Below are 17,215 nucleotides of genomic sequence, written 5' to 3'. Positions count from 1 at the left end.
GCCGCAGCCGAAGGCAATGAGCGTCAACGAGAATGATTGCCCACTAACTGTTTGAACGTAGTGAGTTGTAGCGGTTCAGGTGGGTGTTAGGCTTGAAGAACCGTAGCGAGAAGTTGGCTGTTTGAGATCAGATTTATGAAAATTTGAGAGCGAATAGTTCGCCTATTCGTCGCAGATTTGAATGAATATGAGCCAAACAAACGACTTCGTAGTAGGTTTTTGTAAGCCTGACAGCGACCTAATGTAAGCGATTGAAGTGAGGGAACCCGTAGGGCGACGGTCGGGGGCGCAACCCCGAATTACTTTAGCCAAGGGTTGTTATTATCAGCCTCACAATGTTGATCACATTCCACAACCACACAAACCAAGATCAAGTTCGCAATTTTCGTCTCGCAGCCGACGTAAGAATCCCAACCGTATCGTTATGCTCCAGTGGTCGATGACCACTTTTCAATCAAAACGTGGCATGACAACGCCCGACCTGATCTTTGTTCTCTAGCAATAGCGCGGCTAGAAAGCCCGAAAGCTAAATTTTTGCCCACCTATTGCCGCTTCGTACATCAAGCCACCTTTGGCGTGAATGAATACAGCCATCCCTTTTTGATAGCCAATGATAGCCTGAGCACCGGTTTCAGGCCCAGCTGTTGCGCTAGCTGAAACACCTACGGTGCCGGCTCTGGCTTGCACACCTGCTGTGATAGCAACGACAGACGCCGCTGCATCGAATTCAAAGTTACCACTGATGAATTCGTTATAGGCGCGCTGATCCTGTAAAAAGATAATTTCACTAAACGCCTGACCACCAAGTTGAAAGCCAATCGAGGCTTTGATGAGCGAGGTTTTTCCGGTGACCATGCCACCACGGTACACTTGGCCGGTGCCGTATGCGCCACCGATGAAAAAACCAGCCTTACCAACGGTTGGAAAAATGGCGTAACCGTAGGAGTTTTGAAAAAAAGGTTGAACTGCTTCTGATTTATTAAACACCGCAATCGTTCGACTGAAACTGTCTGCCTGTGCCGGAGCGGCGATGACCAGTGTCAACAGCAACGCAGCAACGCCCCCTAAAATACGATAACTCTTCATCGTGCCCTCCCATCTCTATTTTCTGTCAGCAATGACCGCTTCCCCTTAACTAATCAAGTGTTGCATCGTTTACAGTCTATCAAAGAAATGCTTGAGTCAAAGCTAAGACGCGTTATTGCTGTTTCCCAATCAAATCATAGGAGATGTCCTATGATGAAGACTCTACCGAAATTGTTTATTTTAAAGGGTTACGGCAACCAAGGGGGGGGGATAAATGGAAGCGAATCGACGACAGAATGGCCAACAAGGAGCAAGGTCCTTGTTAAAGCAAGTACGACCATAACAAGACAAGCACTGCGGCACCGACCAGAACCGTCCCCCTGTATCACAAAAGTGTCTAGGAATGGTTTTTAAGCGTTAATCAATAGGCTAAAAACCGTTCAACAGCTTGCGGAATTTCGTGTTGACTGACATTACCAAAAGCAAGCCTTAAGTAACCTTCTAGCCCCGGGCCAAACACTTCCCCCGGCAGGCAAATAAGATTCGCCTCATCTGCCAGTTTTCGCGCTGCTTGCCGCCCCGTCAATGATGACCACGGATGTTTAACCCATGCAAAAAAAGCACCGCTGCGACACAGGGTAAAACGGTTACTCTTCACACCGAAAAGCTGGCAAAAAAGATCATGACGCTGTTGCATCATGGCGCTGTTTTGATCGACCCAATCGCTCAGCTCTTCGCAACCATAGGCAATGGCGTGCTGAGTGATGCGGGGCTGACACACCACCATGCTATCCTGAACTTTTAGGGCATGGTGAATCAACTCTTTGCCTGCCACCAGAGCCCCAGCCCGATAGCCAGTGAGAGCAAAAGTTTTACCAAATGAGGCAATATGGATAAATGTTTCACCCCAATCCTCCTTAGAAAAAAGGTGATGTGGCACCTGGTTTGGCGGCAAAAAAGCGTTGTATGTTTCGTCTAATATCAAAGCGATATTATTTTGCTTTGCTAAATCATACAAAGTCTCAATCCGTTCTGGAGGCAATACTGTTCCAGTCGGATTACTGGGAGTGACCATAAGAATGGCACGGGTACGTGGGCCAATGGCTGCCGCAATCACATCAAGATCAGGCAAGGGCTGCTCAGCATCGAAGGGGATAAATTTCGGTACAACGCCGAGGGCCCCAAGCCCCATGGGGTGATCAAAATAAGCCGGCAGTGGAACAATCACTTCATCTCCAGATTCACACACCGACAATATCGCCAACCAAAAAGCCTGACTGGCACCAATGGTCATGCAGATCTGATCGGCTGACGGCCCAGATTGATAACGACGTGTGTACCACTCGCTCACCGTCTGGCGAATCTCCGGCAACCCTTCATCGGCTGAATAGACAGACAGCTGTGGCTGAGCCAGCTGATGACGTAAATGAGCCACCAACGATTCCGGCGGAGCATAATCTGGAATCGCTTGGCACAAATCAACCAACGGCTTTTCAGCATTAAACGTACGGTCGGCAATCCAACTTTTCACCTCAGTAATGGGTGGAAAGGTTACCTGTTGTAACCGGGGAGAAATTCTCATTTATATATTACCTCGGCACCACGATCAAAAGCAGCCTGAAAACAAGGCGTTAAGAGATCCGAATAAATTCAGTTAAAAGACGACAGACACTAACAAGATCATCAACGAGAATATATTCATCGACAGAATGAACCTGCTGCATCCCGGTGGCCAAGTTTGCCGTTTCAATGCCATGCTGATTAAACAGATTAGCATCGCTGCCGCCACCCGAAACACCGACCTCCAATGTTTGGGCAACATCTGCCGCAGCTTGACGTAAGTGCTGCAATACCACCGCTTCAGGAGCAACATTCATAGCGGGATAATCATCGATCACATCAATATGAATCTTCGCCTGACAGAGTTCGCCGCGAATGGTCACTGCGCTCTGCTCTGCAGCATCATAAAAACACTGCGACATATGCTCGGTTTGGCGCTGTAATTTGTCGACGTCAAAACTGCGTGCCTCGCCCATCATTTGAACATTTTTGGGGATAATATTTGTCGCCTGACCACCCGTTATCAAACCTATATTTGCGGTCGTTTCACCATCAACACGACCCAACTTCATCGTACTAATCGCTAAAGAGGCAACCTGTATCGCTGAAAGGCCGTGCTCGGGGTCAATACCAGCATGCGCCTCAACCCCTTCGACAACAAAACGCAATTTATTGGCGCATGGTGCTTTGCGCGCAACCATGCCAACGCCAGAAGTATCTAGCACCAGACCACGCTTGGCTTTGAGTTGAGAGTAATCGAGCTGCTTGGCACCAAGTAGACCGACCTCCTCACACACGGTAATCACCACCTCTAACGGTGGATAAGGGATATTGTTTTCTTGTAAAACCTCGATGGCTTCGATGATTTGGGCGATCCCTGATTTATCATCAGCGCCTAAAATTGTTGCCCCTGCGCTGCGAAAGACACCATCGTGCAAAATAGGCTCAACTCCCTTTGCCGGTGAAACCGTATCCATATGGGCAGAGAGCAACAACGGTTCACGTGTGGGATCAGTACCGACAAAGCGGGCAATTAAGTTTCCCGATTCACCGTTAATTGCATGTCCAGCATTATCAATCTCAATCTGTGCACCGAGAGCACAGAAACGTTGATGCAAATACGTGGCAATTTCACCTTCATGAAAAGAGGGGCTGGAGATTGCCGCAAGGGTGGAAAATTCATCACACAAGCGTTGTACATTTATCTTCATATAGGTGTCCTTTTGAACGGCAAAGTAATATTTTAAAAAAGTATAACTGCAAACAACAGATATTCAGACCCAGCTTGGTCTCGGTATCAAGACGATTTCGCAGTAGGATCAGGGTAACTCCGACACCCTGCTGGACAAAAGAGCAACAAAACTGATATGGTGTCGCGATTAATATTCGGTTAGATTTTCATCAAGAATGGATACCGTACCCTATGTCATACAATGCTCGTCGTCGCTCACCGATGGCTAGAAATCGTCGCCGTAAGCAGAATACGACGTTATTCCTTATTCTGGCAAGTGTTGCACTGGTTCTTTTTCTCTTTGTTCGCAACGACAATCCAGAAACTTCGTCGGCGAAATCTGACCAACTTGCCCCTATTGCCTTTACCGAGCCACCAACTGAAGCAGTCATTCAAATTCAACGTGAAACCATCTGCCAATCAGTCCAACCAGGTGATACCATTACGGCAATTTTAGGCCATTACTTTTCACCCGCCGAGATTTTAGTGATTTCGCGTAAAAGCCAGCCAGTTTTCCCATTATCGAACCTCTGTGCGGGTCATCCCTATCAAATTGAAATTGAGAACGAAAACTTTGTCAGTTTCTATTACGATATCAACAAAGAAGATCAATTAGTCATTGAGCAACAGCAGGGCGATTTTTTTGTCCGCCGACAAGCCATCCCTTACACCATTAAAGTAGAGGCCATTGGTGGCCGCATCAACTCAAGCCTGTTTAGCACCGTTGGCCAACTCGGTGAAACTTCAGAACTCGCGGTACGAATCATGACCATTTTCGCATGGGATATCGATTTCATTCGTGATATTCGTCAAGGAGATTATTTTACCGCATTAGTCGAAAAACGCTATCGCGATGGCAATCTTGCTGGCTACGGCGACCTGCTTGCCGCGCAATTTAGCAACCGGAATCTAACCTACGACGCCTTCCGTTTTAATGATGGCGATACTGACTTTGGTTACTACGATGAGCAGGGGAAAAGTTTGCGCAAAGCATTTTTAAAAGCGCCGCTGTCCTATACACGAATTTCATCGGGCTATACGAAACGACGCTTTCACCCAGTACAAAACAAATGGAAGCCCCACCTTGCCATTGACTATGCCGCACCAATTGGCACACCCGTTATGGCTGTTGCCGACGGTACGATCACTCAAAAAAGCTATGATCGCTCGAACGGTAATAAAATTCGTATTCGGCATCCGAATTCGTATGAAACCACCTATATCCACCTGAATAAGTTTGCCCGAGGCATGAAAAAAGGGCGGCGCGTTCGTCAGGGCGAGGTGATTGCCTATGTTGGTACCACAGGTCTGTCCACAGGGCCGCACCTCGACTTTAGAGTCTTTAAAAACGGCCAGGCGATCAATCCGTTGAAGATGAAATCGAGTCCAGCGAAACCAATTTCAAGTGCTAGAAAAGAGGCTTTTGCTGCTGTTGTATCTCAGAGGCAACAGCAACTTAGTAGCATTCAGCAGCAACTAGTTGAAAAGACTAGCGCAACTGAGGCGCCCCCCACGGACACACTTAATTAGCAGTCCGTCAAGTCCGACAGGCTGCTAGCCTCGTATTCGACGCACACGGAAGGTACGGCCTTTCATTTTACCGTTGGTTATTTTTTTCAGTGCGACATTCGCCACATCGCGATGAACAGCGACATACGCCCAATTAGCAAAAACGTTTATGTTCCCTACTTGGGACCCCGATATTCCCTGTTCGCCAGTTAAGGCACCGAGGATATCTCCAGGTCGTACTTTTTGCCTCTTACCACCATCAATTTGTATGGTTGCCATCTCTGGTTGAATCATTTCCGCATCAAAAACAGACTCAGCAGGCAATGGTTCAGCCTCAATCTCCCGATCCATCAGTTTCGCCAATAAATCTATTTTAAAGGTCTCTCTATCGCTAAAGAGGGAGCAGGCAATCCCCGTACTGCCCGCACGACCAGTACGACCAATTCTGTGCAGATGCACTTCTGTTTCACGGGCAAGTTGATAATTAATTACCGCATCTAGATCATCAATATCCAGCCCTCGCGCGGCAACATCCGTTGCAACAAGAATGGAAACACTTTTGTTAGAAAAACGGATTAATGCCTGATCACGATCTCGTTGCTCTAGATCACCGTGGATCGCTAATGCGCTAAACCCTTGAGCGCATAACTCATCCGCGACCTCTTGAGTTTCGCGCTTGGTGTTACAAAAAACAACGGTCGATTTGGGTAAATAATGCAGCAGCAATAAACGCAACGCTAAACGACGCTGTTCACTGCCCTCCTCAATCTGATAATAATGTTGCTGAATCGTACTATTGTCATGCGTCGATTCCACTTTCACCATCGCAGGGTCAGTCATGATCCGTTCTGAAATCTGCTTAATTTGTGCTGGAAACGTCGCACTAAACAGCATCGTTTGGCGCTCAACAGGCATCTGCTCCATAATCTTATCAAGAGCTTCCTGAAAGCCCATCTCCAGCATACGATCCGCTTCATCTAAGACCAACATTTTCAAGTTACTGAGATCCAATGCCCCCTTGCGTACATGCTCCTCAATCCGGCCAGGAGTACCAACAACAATATGAGCCCCATGTTCTAGTGAACCAATTTGCGGACCAAAAGGCATGCCACCACACAGAGTGAGGACTTTTATATTGTGGATCGAACGCGCTAATTTTCGAATCTCCTTCGAAACCTGATCAGCCAGCTCTCGGGTCGGACATAAAACCAACGCTTGTACTCGAAACCATCTCACATTTAAACGATGCAATAAACCGAGACCGAACGCCGCCGTTTTACCTGAACCTGTTTTCCCTTGCGCAATCACATCACGCCCAGAAAGGATCGGCGGTAAACTTTGTGCCTGTATCGGTGTCATCGCCTCATAACCAACGGTTTCAAGGTTTTTAAGTAGATTGTGGTCTAACTTTAAGGTGGAAAATTTCGTTTGATTCAAAATCAATAATCCCAAATAAAAAGTAAAAAGTATAAGCAGTATGTGCCGAAAATTACGCTTCCACAGTCTGCCCCTTTCACCTACTGCTGTCATCATCAAACTGAACTAATTTTATAAGTTAAAAAAATAAATTACCAATGATAGCGGTATAGACTCAACAAGAGATTTTTGATAGTATTCCCGCGATTCTTAAGCGATAGTATGAAGTAAGTGCTCGACCAATGATGTTAATCACCATGCACAAGGGGGCTGAGTGGAAGATTTACTCAATGCTGCAGAAGAAGAAATTCTTTTAGACATTGCTCGCACAACAATTGTGAGTCATGTTTGCAACAACAAGGTATGCGTTGTCCCTCGCGAGGAGCGGCGCCTGAACTTTAAACATGGTTGTTTCGTTACCATTAAACAAAAGGGTAAACTACGAGGCTGTATTGGCAACTTCCAATCGGAACTACCTCTATTTAAAGAGGTGTCTGAAATTGCCATGGCATCAGCCTGTAATGATCCCCGTTTTTATCCACTAAAAATACAGGACCTCGATTCAATCTCATTACAAATCTCCGTACTCTCGCCACTGATTAAGATCGATAACATTGATGAAATTATCCTTGGCACCCATGGCATATATCTTGAGTGTGGTCACAATCGCGGAGTTCTATTACCGCAAGTAGCGATTGAGAACCATTGGGATCGAACCACCTTTTTAAATCAAACATGTATCAAAGCAGGATTGGCGTCAACAGCATGGCAAGGGACGAATGCCGATATTTATATTTTTAGCGCTCAAGTTTTTGGCGACGAAGTTCACAACTGCTAACTGTTTAGTTAAGAGAGTCAAACGGGCCTTCTGTTGAGGCAGTTTGTTGTCATCAGGCAGTGAGTGAGCGCTCACTCACGCAATTACACCAACTAGCATCACCATTTGGATAAAACAAATTATGAAAAAAAAGATAGAATCTCCGTCACAGGAATTGCGTAATAAAATATTACAAGCTTGTCTTACTCTGTTCAGCACAAAAGGGTATTTTAGTACCTCGGTTGACGATATTCGTCGTGAAGCACAAATAAGTGTTGGCTCAGTCTATAACTACTTTAACAACAAAGAAGCTATTGCCGTTGCGTTATTTGATGATCTATCTAAGACAATGGCTAAAACAATGGCAGATATTCTTGCTGATTATGATTCAGCTCATGACCGGTGTCGAGCAGCAATCGAATATCTTTTTGAGTGTACAGAAAAAAACCCTGATGCGATGCATTTCATCTTTTATGCAAAACATAGTGAGTTTCTCCCCGGGGTCAAATCGATTTGCTCTTCAGAGCCCTTAACTCTGATGCGACAAATGCTTACCGATGGCATTAAAAGTGGTGAGATTGTCGAGATGGATACGCTCGTAGCTTCAGCTTGCGTCTTCGGCATTCCGCTGCGAATGGTTCGCATGCGGCTGGATTGTGTTGTCCCCAACCCTCTGCCCACCTACCTCGATACAATTTGGCAACATGCTTGGAGCACCGTTTCAGCCAAATAAGTGCAAAAAATGAACTTACATTAAAAAGCGGCCCGATTTAGGTAGTTTTATTTTGCGATATCCACGTCAAAAGCCTTTTTATGCCGGCTTACAACCAAATCCGACCAAAAATATAATTAAAACCCAACACTCTAATCTGTTCCGATTAAAAAAGTATTGCACGAAAATCAAAACAAGGTTAATGTAAATCGAGGCTGAATGAATCCTCACTCAACAATTTCAACCAAGGTACACGTTTCAGAAGTAAATAATAATTGAGCAGACTCCATCAGTACTATAAAAGCAAGGAAGCATAACTAGCAGTCAATGAATGAACCCTCACTCAAGGGCTATTTATGGCACCACCCTAGAAATGGATATTTTCACCTGCAATGTTGAGTGAATATTCACTCAACATTGCAACAAACAGCTCTCTTCCAGCCCAGCAGCGAATGTCGGTTCACTGCTGGACTAAAAAGGAAGAGAAACTCTAACGGAGGCAACATACTATGAAGATGAAAAGATTGCTATTCATTTGCAGTCTGGCAACGACTCTGGCGCTCAGTGCGGCAGCTATTGTCACAGCCAGCTCTGCAACAAGCCATGTAAGCGTTCAAACCAAGTCTTATGCCAACCCAATTAACACCAGCGAGTGCCTTGTCTGCCACGGCCAGCTCGACTATCTGCGTTCAGTTGTAACCGACACCAAGGATGGCTACGGTCACGATGTTTTAGCTGAGGCCGTCGCTCAAGGTCTTTTCGTTGATCAAGACTTTGTCAACGACCGTATTCATGGCAAGGCATCATGTGAATTCTGCCATGCTGGCGATCCCACAGCAACGGACAAAACCACGGCCCATAAAGGAATAATCACCGACCCCACTGCCGACGGTGGCGAAAAAGTTTGTGGCTCTTGTCATAAAGAGATTGTTGTCAACGCCCAAACATCTATCCACTTCAACATGACAGGAATTAAGCAGAAACTAACTGGCCGCTTAGGTGCAACACACAATAAAGAGGTTGTTGTTGGTCAGATCATGAGTGGCGACTGTATGGCATGCCATGCAACATGTGGCACCTGCCATATCGGCACCCCTCTTGTTGCGAATAGAGGCTTACAATCGAACCATAAATTTGAAGGAAAACCTGACAATCTACAAGTGTGCATCCCTTGCCACCACTTAGCAGGTGCAGGATTCTTTACTGAAGAGAAAAACCTCCATACTGCTATCGGCATGGATTGTAACTCTTGTCATAGCAGCGACCAAGAGTTCCATGGTCGGGGTGGCCCAGAAGAAGCTCAGGGAATGATGACTCCAGGTCTTATCAAAGCCAGTTGCTACAATTGCCATCAAGATGCACCAACCAGTAACTACGCTCACGAAATACATGACGAGACGGTTAGTTGCCAAGCCTGCCACGGTACAGAATACGAGTCGTGCTTATCCTGTCACAACCGCGTTGCTGAGCCAGAGTGGATCTTCAAGCTCGGTCAATTTGGCGGCAAAATCTACCCAATGGTTCACACCACTGGTGACACCTCTGCAGATGCCTTTTCAAGCATGGGCGTAACGTTAAACCAAGAGGATCTTGAATCGAAAGCAACGTGGGCGCCCTACCCAACCCACTTCCTCCAACTTGCACCAATTCACAAAGATGGTGCATCGGTCATGTGCGAAAACTGCCACGGTAATGAGGATATTTTCCTTCAGGAAGATGATCTCACCTTCGTGGAGCTTGAGAAACATTTACTCTACCAAGCTCCTGATGCTTTAAGTAAAGATGAATTAGAGCAAGCACTACGGGAAGCGACAAAGTAATACACCTGCTCCTCCCGAATCTCGCTTCGGGAGGAGCGTTATCGTTTCTATCATGTACGCCTCAGATAATTAGAGGCGAGGAGGTTCGATGAACAAGTTTTTCAAAACTGCTATAATTATGTGCGCCGCGCTGGTACTGCCACTAAGCGCTCACGCAACCAACGGTGATAACCTGATCGGTATCGGCCCAATCTCCCGCGCCATGGGTGGCACCGGCATCGCCGCTCCTCAGGATGCCATCAGTGCCACCTTCGCCAATCCGGCGGCCATGTGCTTCACCAAGTGCTGCCCCTCTTCACAGTTTGACTTTGCCGCTACCCTGTTTTCACCCACCATCGATGGTAAGGTTACAATCGGAAACGATGGAGGTTTCCCCGCACCCGGAATCTACCAAAACGAGGCTGACAAAAAAACCTACATGGTACCGGCCTTCGGTTTTACTGCGCCGATCAACGAAAAATTGCGTTTTGGTCTCGCAGCGTACGGTATTACTGGCCTCGGTGTTGATCATAGCGACAGCGAGTTAAGCGGCGGCTTACTTGCCACCAACATGACTCAATTAATGATCCTCAAGGTAGCCCCAACCCTCTCCTATCAGGCAAGCGACAACTTTTCTATTGGCGCGGCACTGCATGTCGTCAACTCAACGCTTGATTTAGGTCAGGGGTCCTCAGCTGCCTACGGCTACGGTGTACAGATCGGTGCCTTATATCATGTCGATTCATTCCATTTTGGCCTCACATATATTTCCCCAATTTCGGCTGACCACAAAAACGTTTTTGACTTAGACCTTGATGATAGCCAAGATGATTTCGAGCTAGAAGCACCACAACAATTGGGCTTTGGTATTGCTTACGAGCCCAATGAAAAGATACTCGTTGAACTCGATACCAAATGGATTAACTGGGCTGATGCCGCAGGTTATGAAGATCTTGACTGGGATGACCAGGTAAGTGTCGCCATTGGTGTGCAGTTTAAACCCGTAGAAGCACTGGCGCTGCGCATTGGCTACAACTACGCAGAAAGTCAAATCAGCTCGCACACCTTTAACGGTGACGATAGTGTCCGCATTCAAGGAAAACAAGTCAATGCCTACGGTTTTGAAACCCTGAGAATCATCGGTTTCCCTGCCGCAGTTGAGCATCATGTCACCGTTGGTATTGGCTATCAAATCACCCGTGATGTTTCAGTTAACTTCGGCTACATGCACGCCTTCAAGGAATCAGTCAAATCGACCGGCACCCTGCCGACAGCCTTCGGCGGCAACTCTGTTGAGCTCGAGTATGAAGTCAGCGAAGATGCACTCGACTTCTCGATCGCTTGGATGTTCTAACTTCTGTCTTAGATGTTCTAACTTCAATACAGTTTGCCCAGCCACATCAGGTGGCTGGGCCATTTTTCAAGGAGATAGCTTATGTTAAAAAAATGGCACCTGATACTCTGCGCAGCGATATTCCTTGTCCCGACCCTCTGTTGGTCGATGGCGTGTCATTGCTATAGCCAGAAAGATTACGACCCTAACAACCCAACATCAGCTGACCCATACTTATTAGCAACATCACAAAATTCACTGGTAGCCAATGTTTATAATGTTGCAAAGAAAAAAATTGTCCTAGCGAAGCAAAAATCATCGACAACATCAGAACGACTGTGGGTTGCGCACTGGGTTGCTGAGAGAACAACATTCACCCCTGGCGAGCTATTAAAAGCCAGGTACCGTAACGACTCATGGCAGGAAGCCCTCACAACCTTAAAAATTGACACACAAAGCTTTGGTAGCGATTTCACACAGACACTAGGAACCCTTGATGTCGATACCAACCTTTCTCAATTTGTTGTTGATGATGTCCTGCTCTCCAATCAGATCATTGCAGAAAAACAATTAAATGTATTGCGCAAGATGGGTTCAAACGATGCTGAAACCATAATATCAAGCCTACTCGCGCTAAAAACAAATCAACCTGCTAACGAATTTTACAATTCGGTTAAGTATGGTGGAGCGAGTTGGGGATCACACCTCATGTCAGCAAAGATTGATGGCACACAGATGGTTGAGGAGATCAAAGGGTTGTTAGTTCATGCTGCTCCACAACAGATCTAAATTGGCTCCTGCTGCGGCATGAAATGTCTAAAACCATTACCCGAAACAAAAGCAGGGGAAATTGATATCAAAATAGGGGTAACTCCCAATAGCCAAACACCTCATTTAGCTTAAAATTGATTGAGATTTCACACGAAAGTTTGCCACTGCAAGCACACCAATGCTTCGGCGAAACTGAAACAGTTTTCACCATTGGCAGCCAAAAGGAAAAACGACTATGCATGCATTTAATTCATCCAAAACTTATCGGGTTTCGACGCTAGTATGTTTGGGGATAGTTGCAGCGATGCTCGTTTTTTTGGCCTGCCATTTTTATATCATTCCGCAAATTAAACATCTTGAGCAACAAACAGCTTTGCAACAGATTGACCGCTTGCGTTTAAATCTCGATAGCGAACTCGATGCCCTCAATACCACTGCCGATGACTACGCTTCATACACCACACGTTACGCCGATCTGAGCACGCAATCAGCGCTATTTTGGGACCAGTCGTATCCTGATGAGCTTCTTCGACTTCACGGTTTAAGTGATGTGGCAATCTATACCAATAAAGGGCAACTCCTAAGTGGTAAGGGTTTCGACAACGGAACCTCAACATCTCGATCAGTCAATGAAAAGCTGTGTACAAAAATCATCAATATTGCTCTCAAAAACTCACAACACTCGATTACGGGACTGATTGCAGGCGAAGAGTCATTGATGATGGTGACAGCACATTCTCTGTCGCAGGGTCCGAGCACTGCGGGGCCAATTGTTATCTTTTGTAAGCCGTTGACGAATCATGTCATCAACCAAGGGACAAGCCTATTTCAAAGTGATATTGCCATTTTGCAATTACCACTCTCACCGAAAGGTTCGTATCCCTATACCGTAAAAGCTCTGAATCATTTATCAGAGAACCAACACGTATACTTACAACAGATGTCCGATAAACGCTTCATCACTCACGCTCGCCTTATTGATGTAAACCAGCAACCACTGGGTTTGATTCAGTTAACTCTTGACCGACAACCTTTTTGGGATCTTGAGAAAAAAGTGGCCTCAACATTGGCGCTACTACTTGTTGCATTAACCTTAATCATACTACTGATGATAGACCAGCTTAAAAAGATGATCCAACATCCTTTTAAGCTGTTGACCAAACAGCTATGTCACGTACGACAGCAAGGTAAAACAACCATATTCAAGTCCATCAAGGGGGCAGAAAAACTGACCCATGAGATCAATGTGCTACTTGGTGGTTTTGATCTCATCCAACAACAGCAGAACTGCAGTGAACTTGAAATAGACCTCATAAAACGCGTGGTCCCTTGTGCCATTTTCACTATTGATTCAAACCAGTTAATCACATGCTGGAACGAACGCGCCGAGCAGATGACGGGTTATTTCGCCAATGAGATGGTTGGTACGCCCTACTGTCGGTTTATACAGGACACAGGTACGGAGCATTCAGACTGTACGGTGAGCCATCGTTTCACGACACAAAGCACTGGCCGCAAACACACTATTTTCCACAAAAACGGCTCACGTCTCTCAATCAATATGCATTCTGAACCGCTAATCGACAGTGATGGAATTGAAATGGGACGTATTGAATGCTTTACTGATACCACTCTTCATAACCGGGATAAAGACGCGCTAAAGTGGCAGGCTTCAATCAATAGGCACTTATCGAACCTATCTCAAACGATGGTCAAATTTATCGATGATGAAACAGAGGTGGCAAAGAAAGTACTCATGCAAGCACGAAACCTTACCGGCAGCGAACATGGTTTCATCGCAAAACTAGACCCGAGTGGTAAGCAATGGTTGTGGGATTACACCTCCTTATTCGATGAATTTGACATGATGGATAGTCCATCGTTTATTCCATCGGCCCCCACGGGACGGGGCTCACTACTCCATGCAGCCTATAACCGCAAAAATGGTGTTCTGTTCAATAAACTACAACATCTCAACGTTGCTCATCTCGCTGGGGTAATTGATAAACCTTTTTGCCATTTCATGGCGGTACCTATTTGGCAAGATAATAAGATTGTTGGCCAAGTTGCCTTAGCAAACAACAAAACGGGATACATGGCTCGCGATATTCAAGCGGTAGACCAATTGGCCGAACTCTTTGCCGTGTTGCTTGTTAAAAATAAAAACGATAGCGTCAAACATGAAGACCTGCAAGTAAGCCCGTTCAGACTAAAGTAAAATACTGACAATGACACCCATGCCAGAACAACGGAGCTATTTCGATAGCGTTTGAATCAGAAAGCTTTCAGACATGCAGGTAGAAAATTCCAAAAAAGTATCACTATTCACCAACAGCGATCATCAGGCTCTTGCTGACAACAATCATCCTCTTATGCGTCAAATATTGCGTGAGTTTCATCAACGTATTTCCTCAGTTAGCGGTGATGAACTATTTTTCGCAACACTAAAGGACTTAGCTGTTTTATCTGACGCAGACTACATTTTTATTTGTAAATTTTGCAATGAAGCCAAGACACGAGTCAGGACCATTGCAGTGTATGCTGATGGTAAGATCTGTGAGAACTTTGAATTTGACCTCAACAACACGCCGTGCGAAAAAGTGGTTAAAGAGGGACCGTTTTGTTCCCTCAGTGGTGTACAATCGAAGTTCCCACTCGATGAACTTAGTGTCGAATTAGGTATCGACAGCTACATTGGAATACCATTAATTGATTCTACAGGCGAAATTCTTGGACCTATCGCTATACTAGGACGCGAACCATTACGTAACAATGTATTCGCTGAATTATTATTACAGAGCTATGCCCTGCGAGTTTCAGCCGTGCTTGAAAGCAGAAACTATAAAATAGCACTCGACAGCCAAAAAAATCGCCTCCAAACAATACTTGATGCCATACCACAACCAATCTTCTTAAAAGATCACTCTGGGCACTATACTGATTGCAATAAAGCCTTCCAGCAACAGCTAGGGATAGGTAAAAATCAATTACTTGGAAAGACTGTTTTTGATCTGGCTCCAACGCGCGCAGAGAACTGCCATAGTGAGGATATTGCCGTCTTTCAAACTAAAGACTTGCGTGAATATGAGGAACTCATTGATTACGCCGATGGTTCCCGCCGTGACGTTGTTTTCACCAAATCCCCAATTTTTTGCAACGATGGCTCTATTGATGGACTGGTTGGAACCATTCGCGATATCAGCACTAATAAGCGCGCCGATGAAACGATTAATACCCTCATCAAAAGTATCGTCGGGCTTGACGGAACATTATGCCTTTATAATGTGCTCAGGGAGTTATGCAACTGGCTTGATGCTGAATACGCAATCGTTACTGAAGTTTTTGCCAAAACCAAAATTAAAATTCTCGCGATGCATTCTGACAGAATGCTACTGGAAGGCCATATCCTCCCTTTTGATGGAACCCCTTGCGGCAGTGTCATTGAAGATGATTACTCCTATTACCCTAAACAGGTACAAGAGCTTTTCCCTGCCGATGAATTACTCGCGAAACTCGACGCACAAAGCTACATCGGTGTCCGCCTTTATGGTGAAGATGGCAATGTTCTCGGTACACTGTGTGTTCTGGCTCGCCACGTGCTCAACTTGCCACGACGAACCCGCGAACTAATGGAGATTCTCGCGGTTAAAGTTGCGGCAGAGATTGACCGAAATCACACCAAAGATACGCTACAAAAAAACAAAGAATACATTAACTATATCGCTAACTATAACCAAATAACGGGCTTACCCAATATTCTGTTGTTTCAAGATCGACTGCAACAGATTGTAAACAGTGGCAGTACAGGGAATAATCAAGTTGCTTTGCTTCACCTCGAAGTAGATCGTTTAAAAAAAATAAATAATTCTCTTGGCCGCAAGATTGGTGATCAAGTATTAAAAGAGGTCGCGCAACGACTCGTTGAGTGTATTGAAAACAAAGGATCTGTCTCCCACCTTTCTGGTAATGAATTCGGAATTATTCTCGAGTGCAACAGTGACATCAACAATGTTGTTTCCCTTATCAAAAAAATTCAAAAGAACGTTGCTAGCTCGATCAGGATCAACAAAGAGAGCCTCTACATCTGTACCAGTATCGGCATCTGCCTCTATCCCGCCGATGGCAACGATATGTTATCACTGCTCAATTGCGCTGACTCAGCTCTTTGTCGAGCAAAAGAAAACGGTAGCGGTAACTACCAATTTTACACCACAGCCATGAATGACCATGCTCACGAGTTATTGCGATTAGAGAATAACCTTAGAAATGCACTAAAAAATGACGAGTTTGTTTTAAATTACCAACCGCAATTTGACCTTAATTCAAACACAATTATCGGTGTCGAAGCCCTAATCCGCTGGCATCATCCACAACTGGGGATGGTGCCCCCAAATGACTTCATCCCTCTGGCAGAGGAGACGGGGTTAATCATAGACATTGGTGAATGGGTCCTCTACACGGCCTGCCAGCAAAATAAACGTTGGCAACAATTAGGTTACCCATGTTTTCCAGTAGCAGTCAATATTTCCGCTCGTCAATTCGCTCAAGATAATCTGGTCAATCTTATTGAGCACGTGTTAAATGTAACAGGACTGGAACCACAGTTTCTTGAGCTAGAGATCACCGAAAGTTTAATTATGCAAGATATCGATGCGGCGATAATCACCATGAACCACTTAAAAGAACTGGGTTTATCACTCTCAATTGACGACTTTGGCACGGGATATTCATCCCTTAGCTACTTAAAATGTTTTCCCATTGAGAAGTTAAAAATTGACCGATCATTCATTAAGGATGTCATGCAGCAAGGTAACGATACCGCCATCACCACATCAATCATTGCCCTAGCACAAAATATGAAACTTAAAACCATTGCTGAAGGGATTGAAACGGAGGAACAACTCCAATTTCTTCGCCAAGCAGGATGTGAAGAGGGGCAAGGTTTCTATCTTGGTCGACCGAAATCGAACTCTGAGATGCAACAACTATTAGATAACTCAATAGCAGTGGATTAATGCAACAACTATCGTATGGCCGCTTA

12 protein-coding genes are annotated in these 17,215 nt (G+C 45.4%); 8 read left to right on the top strand and 4 right to left on the bottom strand.

Going from position 1 to position 17,215, the window contains the following annotated elements:
* Positions 1-510: 510 nt before the first annotated feature.
* The 3 genes from ACZ5KY_RS07465 to ACZ5KY_RS07455 form a co-directional block, all read right to left on the bottom strand.
* A complete protein-coding gene (locus tag ACZ5KY_RS07465) occupies positions 511-1,086 on the bottom strand; it encodes a lipid-binding SYLF domain-containing protein (protein WP_464243266.1) in 576 nt (191 codons plus the stop codon).
* A 361-nt stretch (positions 1,087-1,447) separates the two neighbouring features.
* Positions 1,448-2,608, bottom strand: coding sequence for an aminotransferase (locus ACZ5KY_RS07460; protein ID WP_464243265.1), 1,161 nt, complete (start codon positions 2,606-2,608; stop codon positions 1,448-1,450).
* Positions 2,609-2,657: 49 nt separating this feature from the next.
* Positions 2,658-3,797: a M20/M25/M40 family metallo-hydrolase gene (locus tag ACZ5KY_RS07455; protein ID WP_464243264.1), complete on the bottom strand. Its 1,140-nt coding sequence runs from the start codon at positions 3,795-3,797 to the stop codon at positions 2,658-2,660.
* 212 nt (positions 3,798-4,009) lie between these two features.
* Here ACZ5KY_RS07455 and ACZ5KY_RS07450 point away from each other — a divergent pair, with 212 nt between their 5' ends.
* Positions 4,010-5,347 carry a peptidoglycan DD-metalloendopeptidase family protein gene (locus tag ACZ5KY_RS07450; protein ID WP_464243263.1) on the top strand — a complete coding sequence of 446 codons (1,338 nt, stop codon included), beginning with the start codon at positions 4,010-4,012 and terminating at the stop codon, positions 5,345-5,347.
* Between the two features lie 24 nt (positions 5,348-5,371).
* Here the strand turns inward: ACZ5KY_RS07450 and dbpA are convergent, their stop codons facing one another.
* Positions 5,372-6,763, bottom strand: coding sequence for an ATP-dependent RNA helicase DbpA (gene dbpA / locus ACZ5KY_RS07445; protein WP_464243262.1), 1,392 nt, complete (start codon positions 6,761-6,763; stop codon positions 5,372-5,374).
* A gap of 253 nt (positions 6,764-7,016) precedes the next feature.
* Between dbpA and amrA the strand changes: the two genes are divergently transcribed.
* From amrA to ACZ5KY_RS07410, 7 genes are all read left to right on the top strand, one after another.
* A complete protein-coding gene (gene amrA, locus ACZ5KY_RS07440; RefSeq protein ID WP_464243261.1) occupies positions 7,017-7,580 on the top strand; it encodes an AmmeMemoRadiSam system protein A in 564 nt (187 codons plus the stop codon).
* A 121-nt stretch (positions 7,581-7,701) separates the two neighbouring features.
* Positions 7,702-8,292, top strand: coding sequence for a TetR/AcrR family transcriptional regulator (locus ACZ5KY_RS07435; RefSeq protein WP_464243260.1), 591 nt, complete (start codon positions 7,702-7,704; stop codon positions 8,290-8,292).
* A 488-nt stretch (positions 8,293-8,780) separates the two neighbouring features.
* Positions 8,781-10,091, top strand: a complete 1,311-nt coding sequence (locus ACZ5KY_RS07430) for a hypothetical protein (RefSeq protein WP_464243259.1) — start codon at positions 8,781-8,783, stop codon at positions 10,089-10,091.
* A gap of 88 nt (positions 10,092-10,179) precedes the next feature.
* A complete protein-coding gene (locus tag ACZ5KY_RS07425) occupies positions 10,180-11,424 on the top strand; it encodes an OmpP1/FadL family transporter (RefSeq protein ID WP_464243258.1) in 1,245 nt (414 codons plus the stop codon).
* A gap of 81 nt (positions 11,425-11,505) precedes the next feature.
* Positions 11,506-12,192 (top strand): hypothetical protein, encoded by a 687-nt coding sequence (locus ACZ5KY_RS07420; RefSeq protein WP_464243257.1) that lies wholly within the window; start codon positions 11,506-11,508, stop codon positions 12,190-12,192.
* Between the two features lie 286 nt (positions 12,193-12,478).
* Positions 12,479-14,392, top strand: a complete 1,914-nt coding sequence (locus ACZ5KY_RS07415; protein WP_464243256.1) for a GAF domain-containing protein — start codon at positions 12,479-12,481, stop codon at positions 14,390-14,392.
* Between the two features lie 73 nt (positions 14,393-14,465).
* Positions 14,466-17,189, top strand: coding sequence for a sensor domain-containing protein (locus ACZ5KY_RS07410; protein ID WP_464243255.1), 2,724 nt, complete (start codon positions 14,466-14,468; stop codon positions 17,187-17,189).
* Positions 17,190-17,215 lie beyond the last annotated feature (26 nt).

It is taken from the genome of Desulfuromonas svalbardensis, from assembly GCF_055389415.1.
Note: the sequence above shows the minus strand (reverse complement) of the source record. Positions and strands in the feature narration are given on the sequence as shown.

Bases quoted from the DNA above. Each gene is read 5' to 3' on its own strand.
- ACZ5KY_RS07425 (WP_464243258.1), top strand. From the start codon at position 10,180: ATGAACAAGTTTTTCAAAACTGCTATAATTATGTGCGCCGCGCTGGTA.
- ACZ5KY_RS07460 (WP_464243265.1), bottom strand. From the start codon at position 2,608: ATGAGAATTTCTCCCCGGTTACAACAGGTAACCTTTCCACCCATTACT.
- ACZ5KY_RS07415 (WP_464243256.1), top strand. From the start codon at position 12,479: ATGCTCGTTTTTTTGGCCTGCCATTTTTATATCATTCCGCAAATTAAA.
- ACZ5KY_RS07430 (WP_464243259.1), top strand. From the start codon at position 8,781: ATGAAGATGAAAAGATTGCTATTCATTTGCAGTCTGGCAACGACTCTG.
- ACZ5KY_RS07420 (WP_464243257.1), top strand. From the start codon at position 11,506: ATGTTAAAAAAATGGCACCTGATACTCTGCGCAGCGATATTCCTTGTC.
- ACZ5KY_RS07455 (WP_464243264.1), bottom strand. From the start codon at position 3,797: ATGAAGATAAATGTACAACGCTTGTGTGATGAATTTTCCACCCTTGCG.
- ACZ5KY_RS07410 (WP_464243255.1), top strand. From the start codon at position 14,466: ATGCAGGTAGAAAATTCCAAAAAAGTATCACTATTCACCAACAGCGAT.
- ACZ5KY_RS07435 (WP_464243260.1), top strand. From the start codon at position 7,702: ATGAAAAAAAAGATAGAATCTCCGTCACAGGAATTGCGTAATAAAATA.
- ACZ5KY_RS07465 (WP_464243266.1), bottom strand. From the start codon at position 1,086: ATGAAGAGTTATCGTATTTTAGGGGGCGTTGCTGCGTTGCTGTTGACA.
- ACZ5KY_RS07450 (WP_464243263.1), top strand. From the start codon at position 4,010: ATGTCATACAATGCTCGTCGTCGCTCACCGATGGCTAGAAATCGTCGC.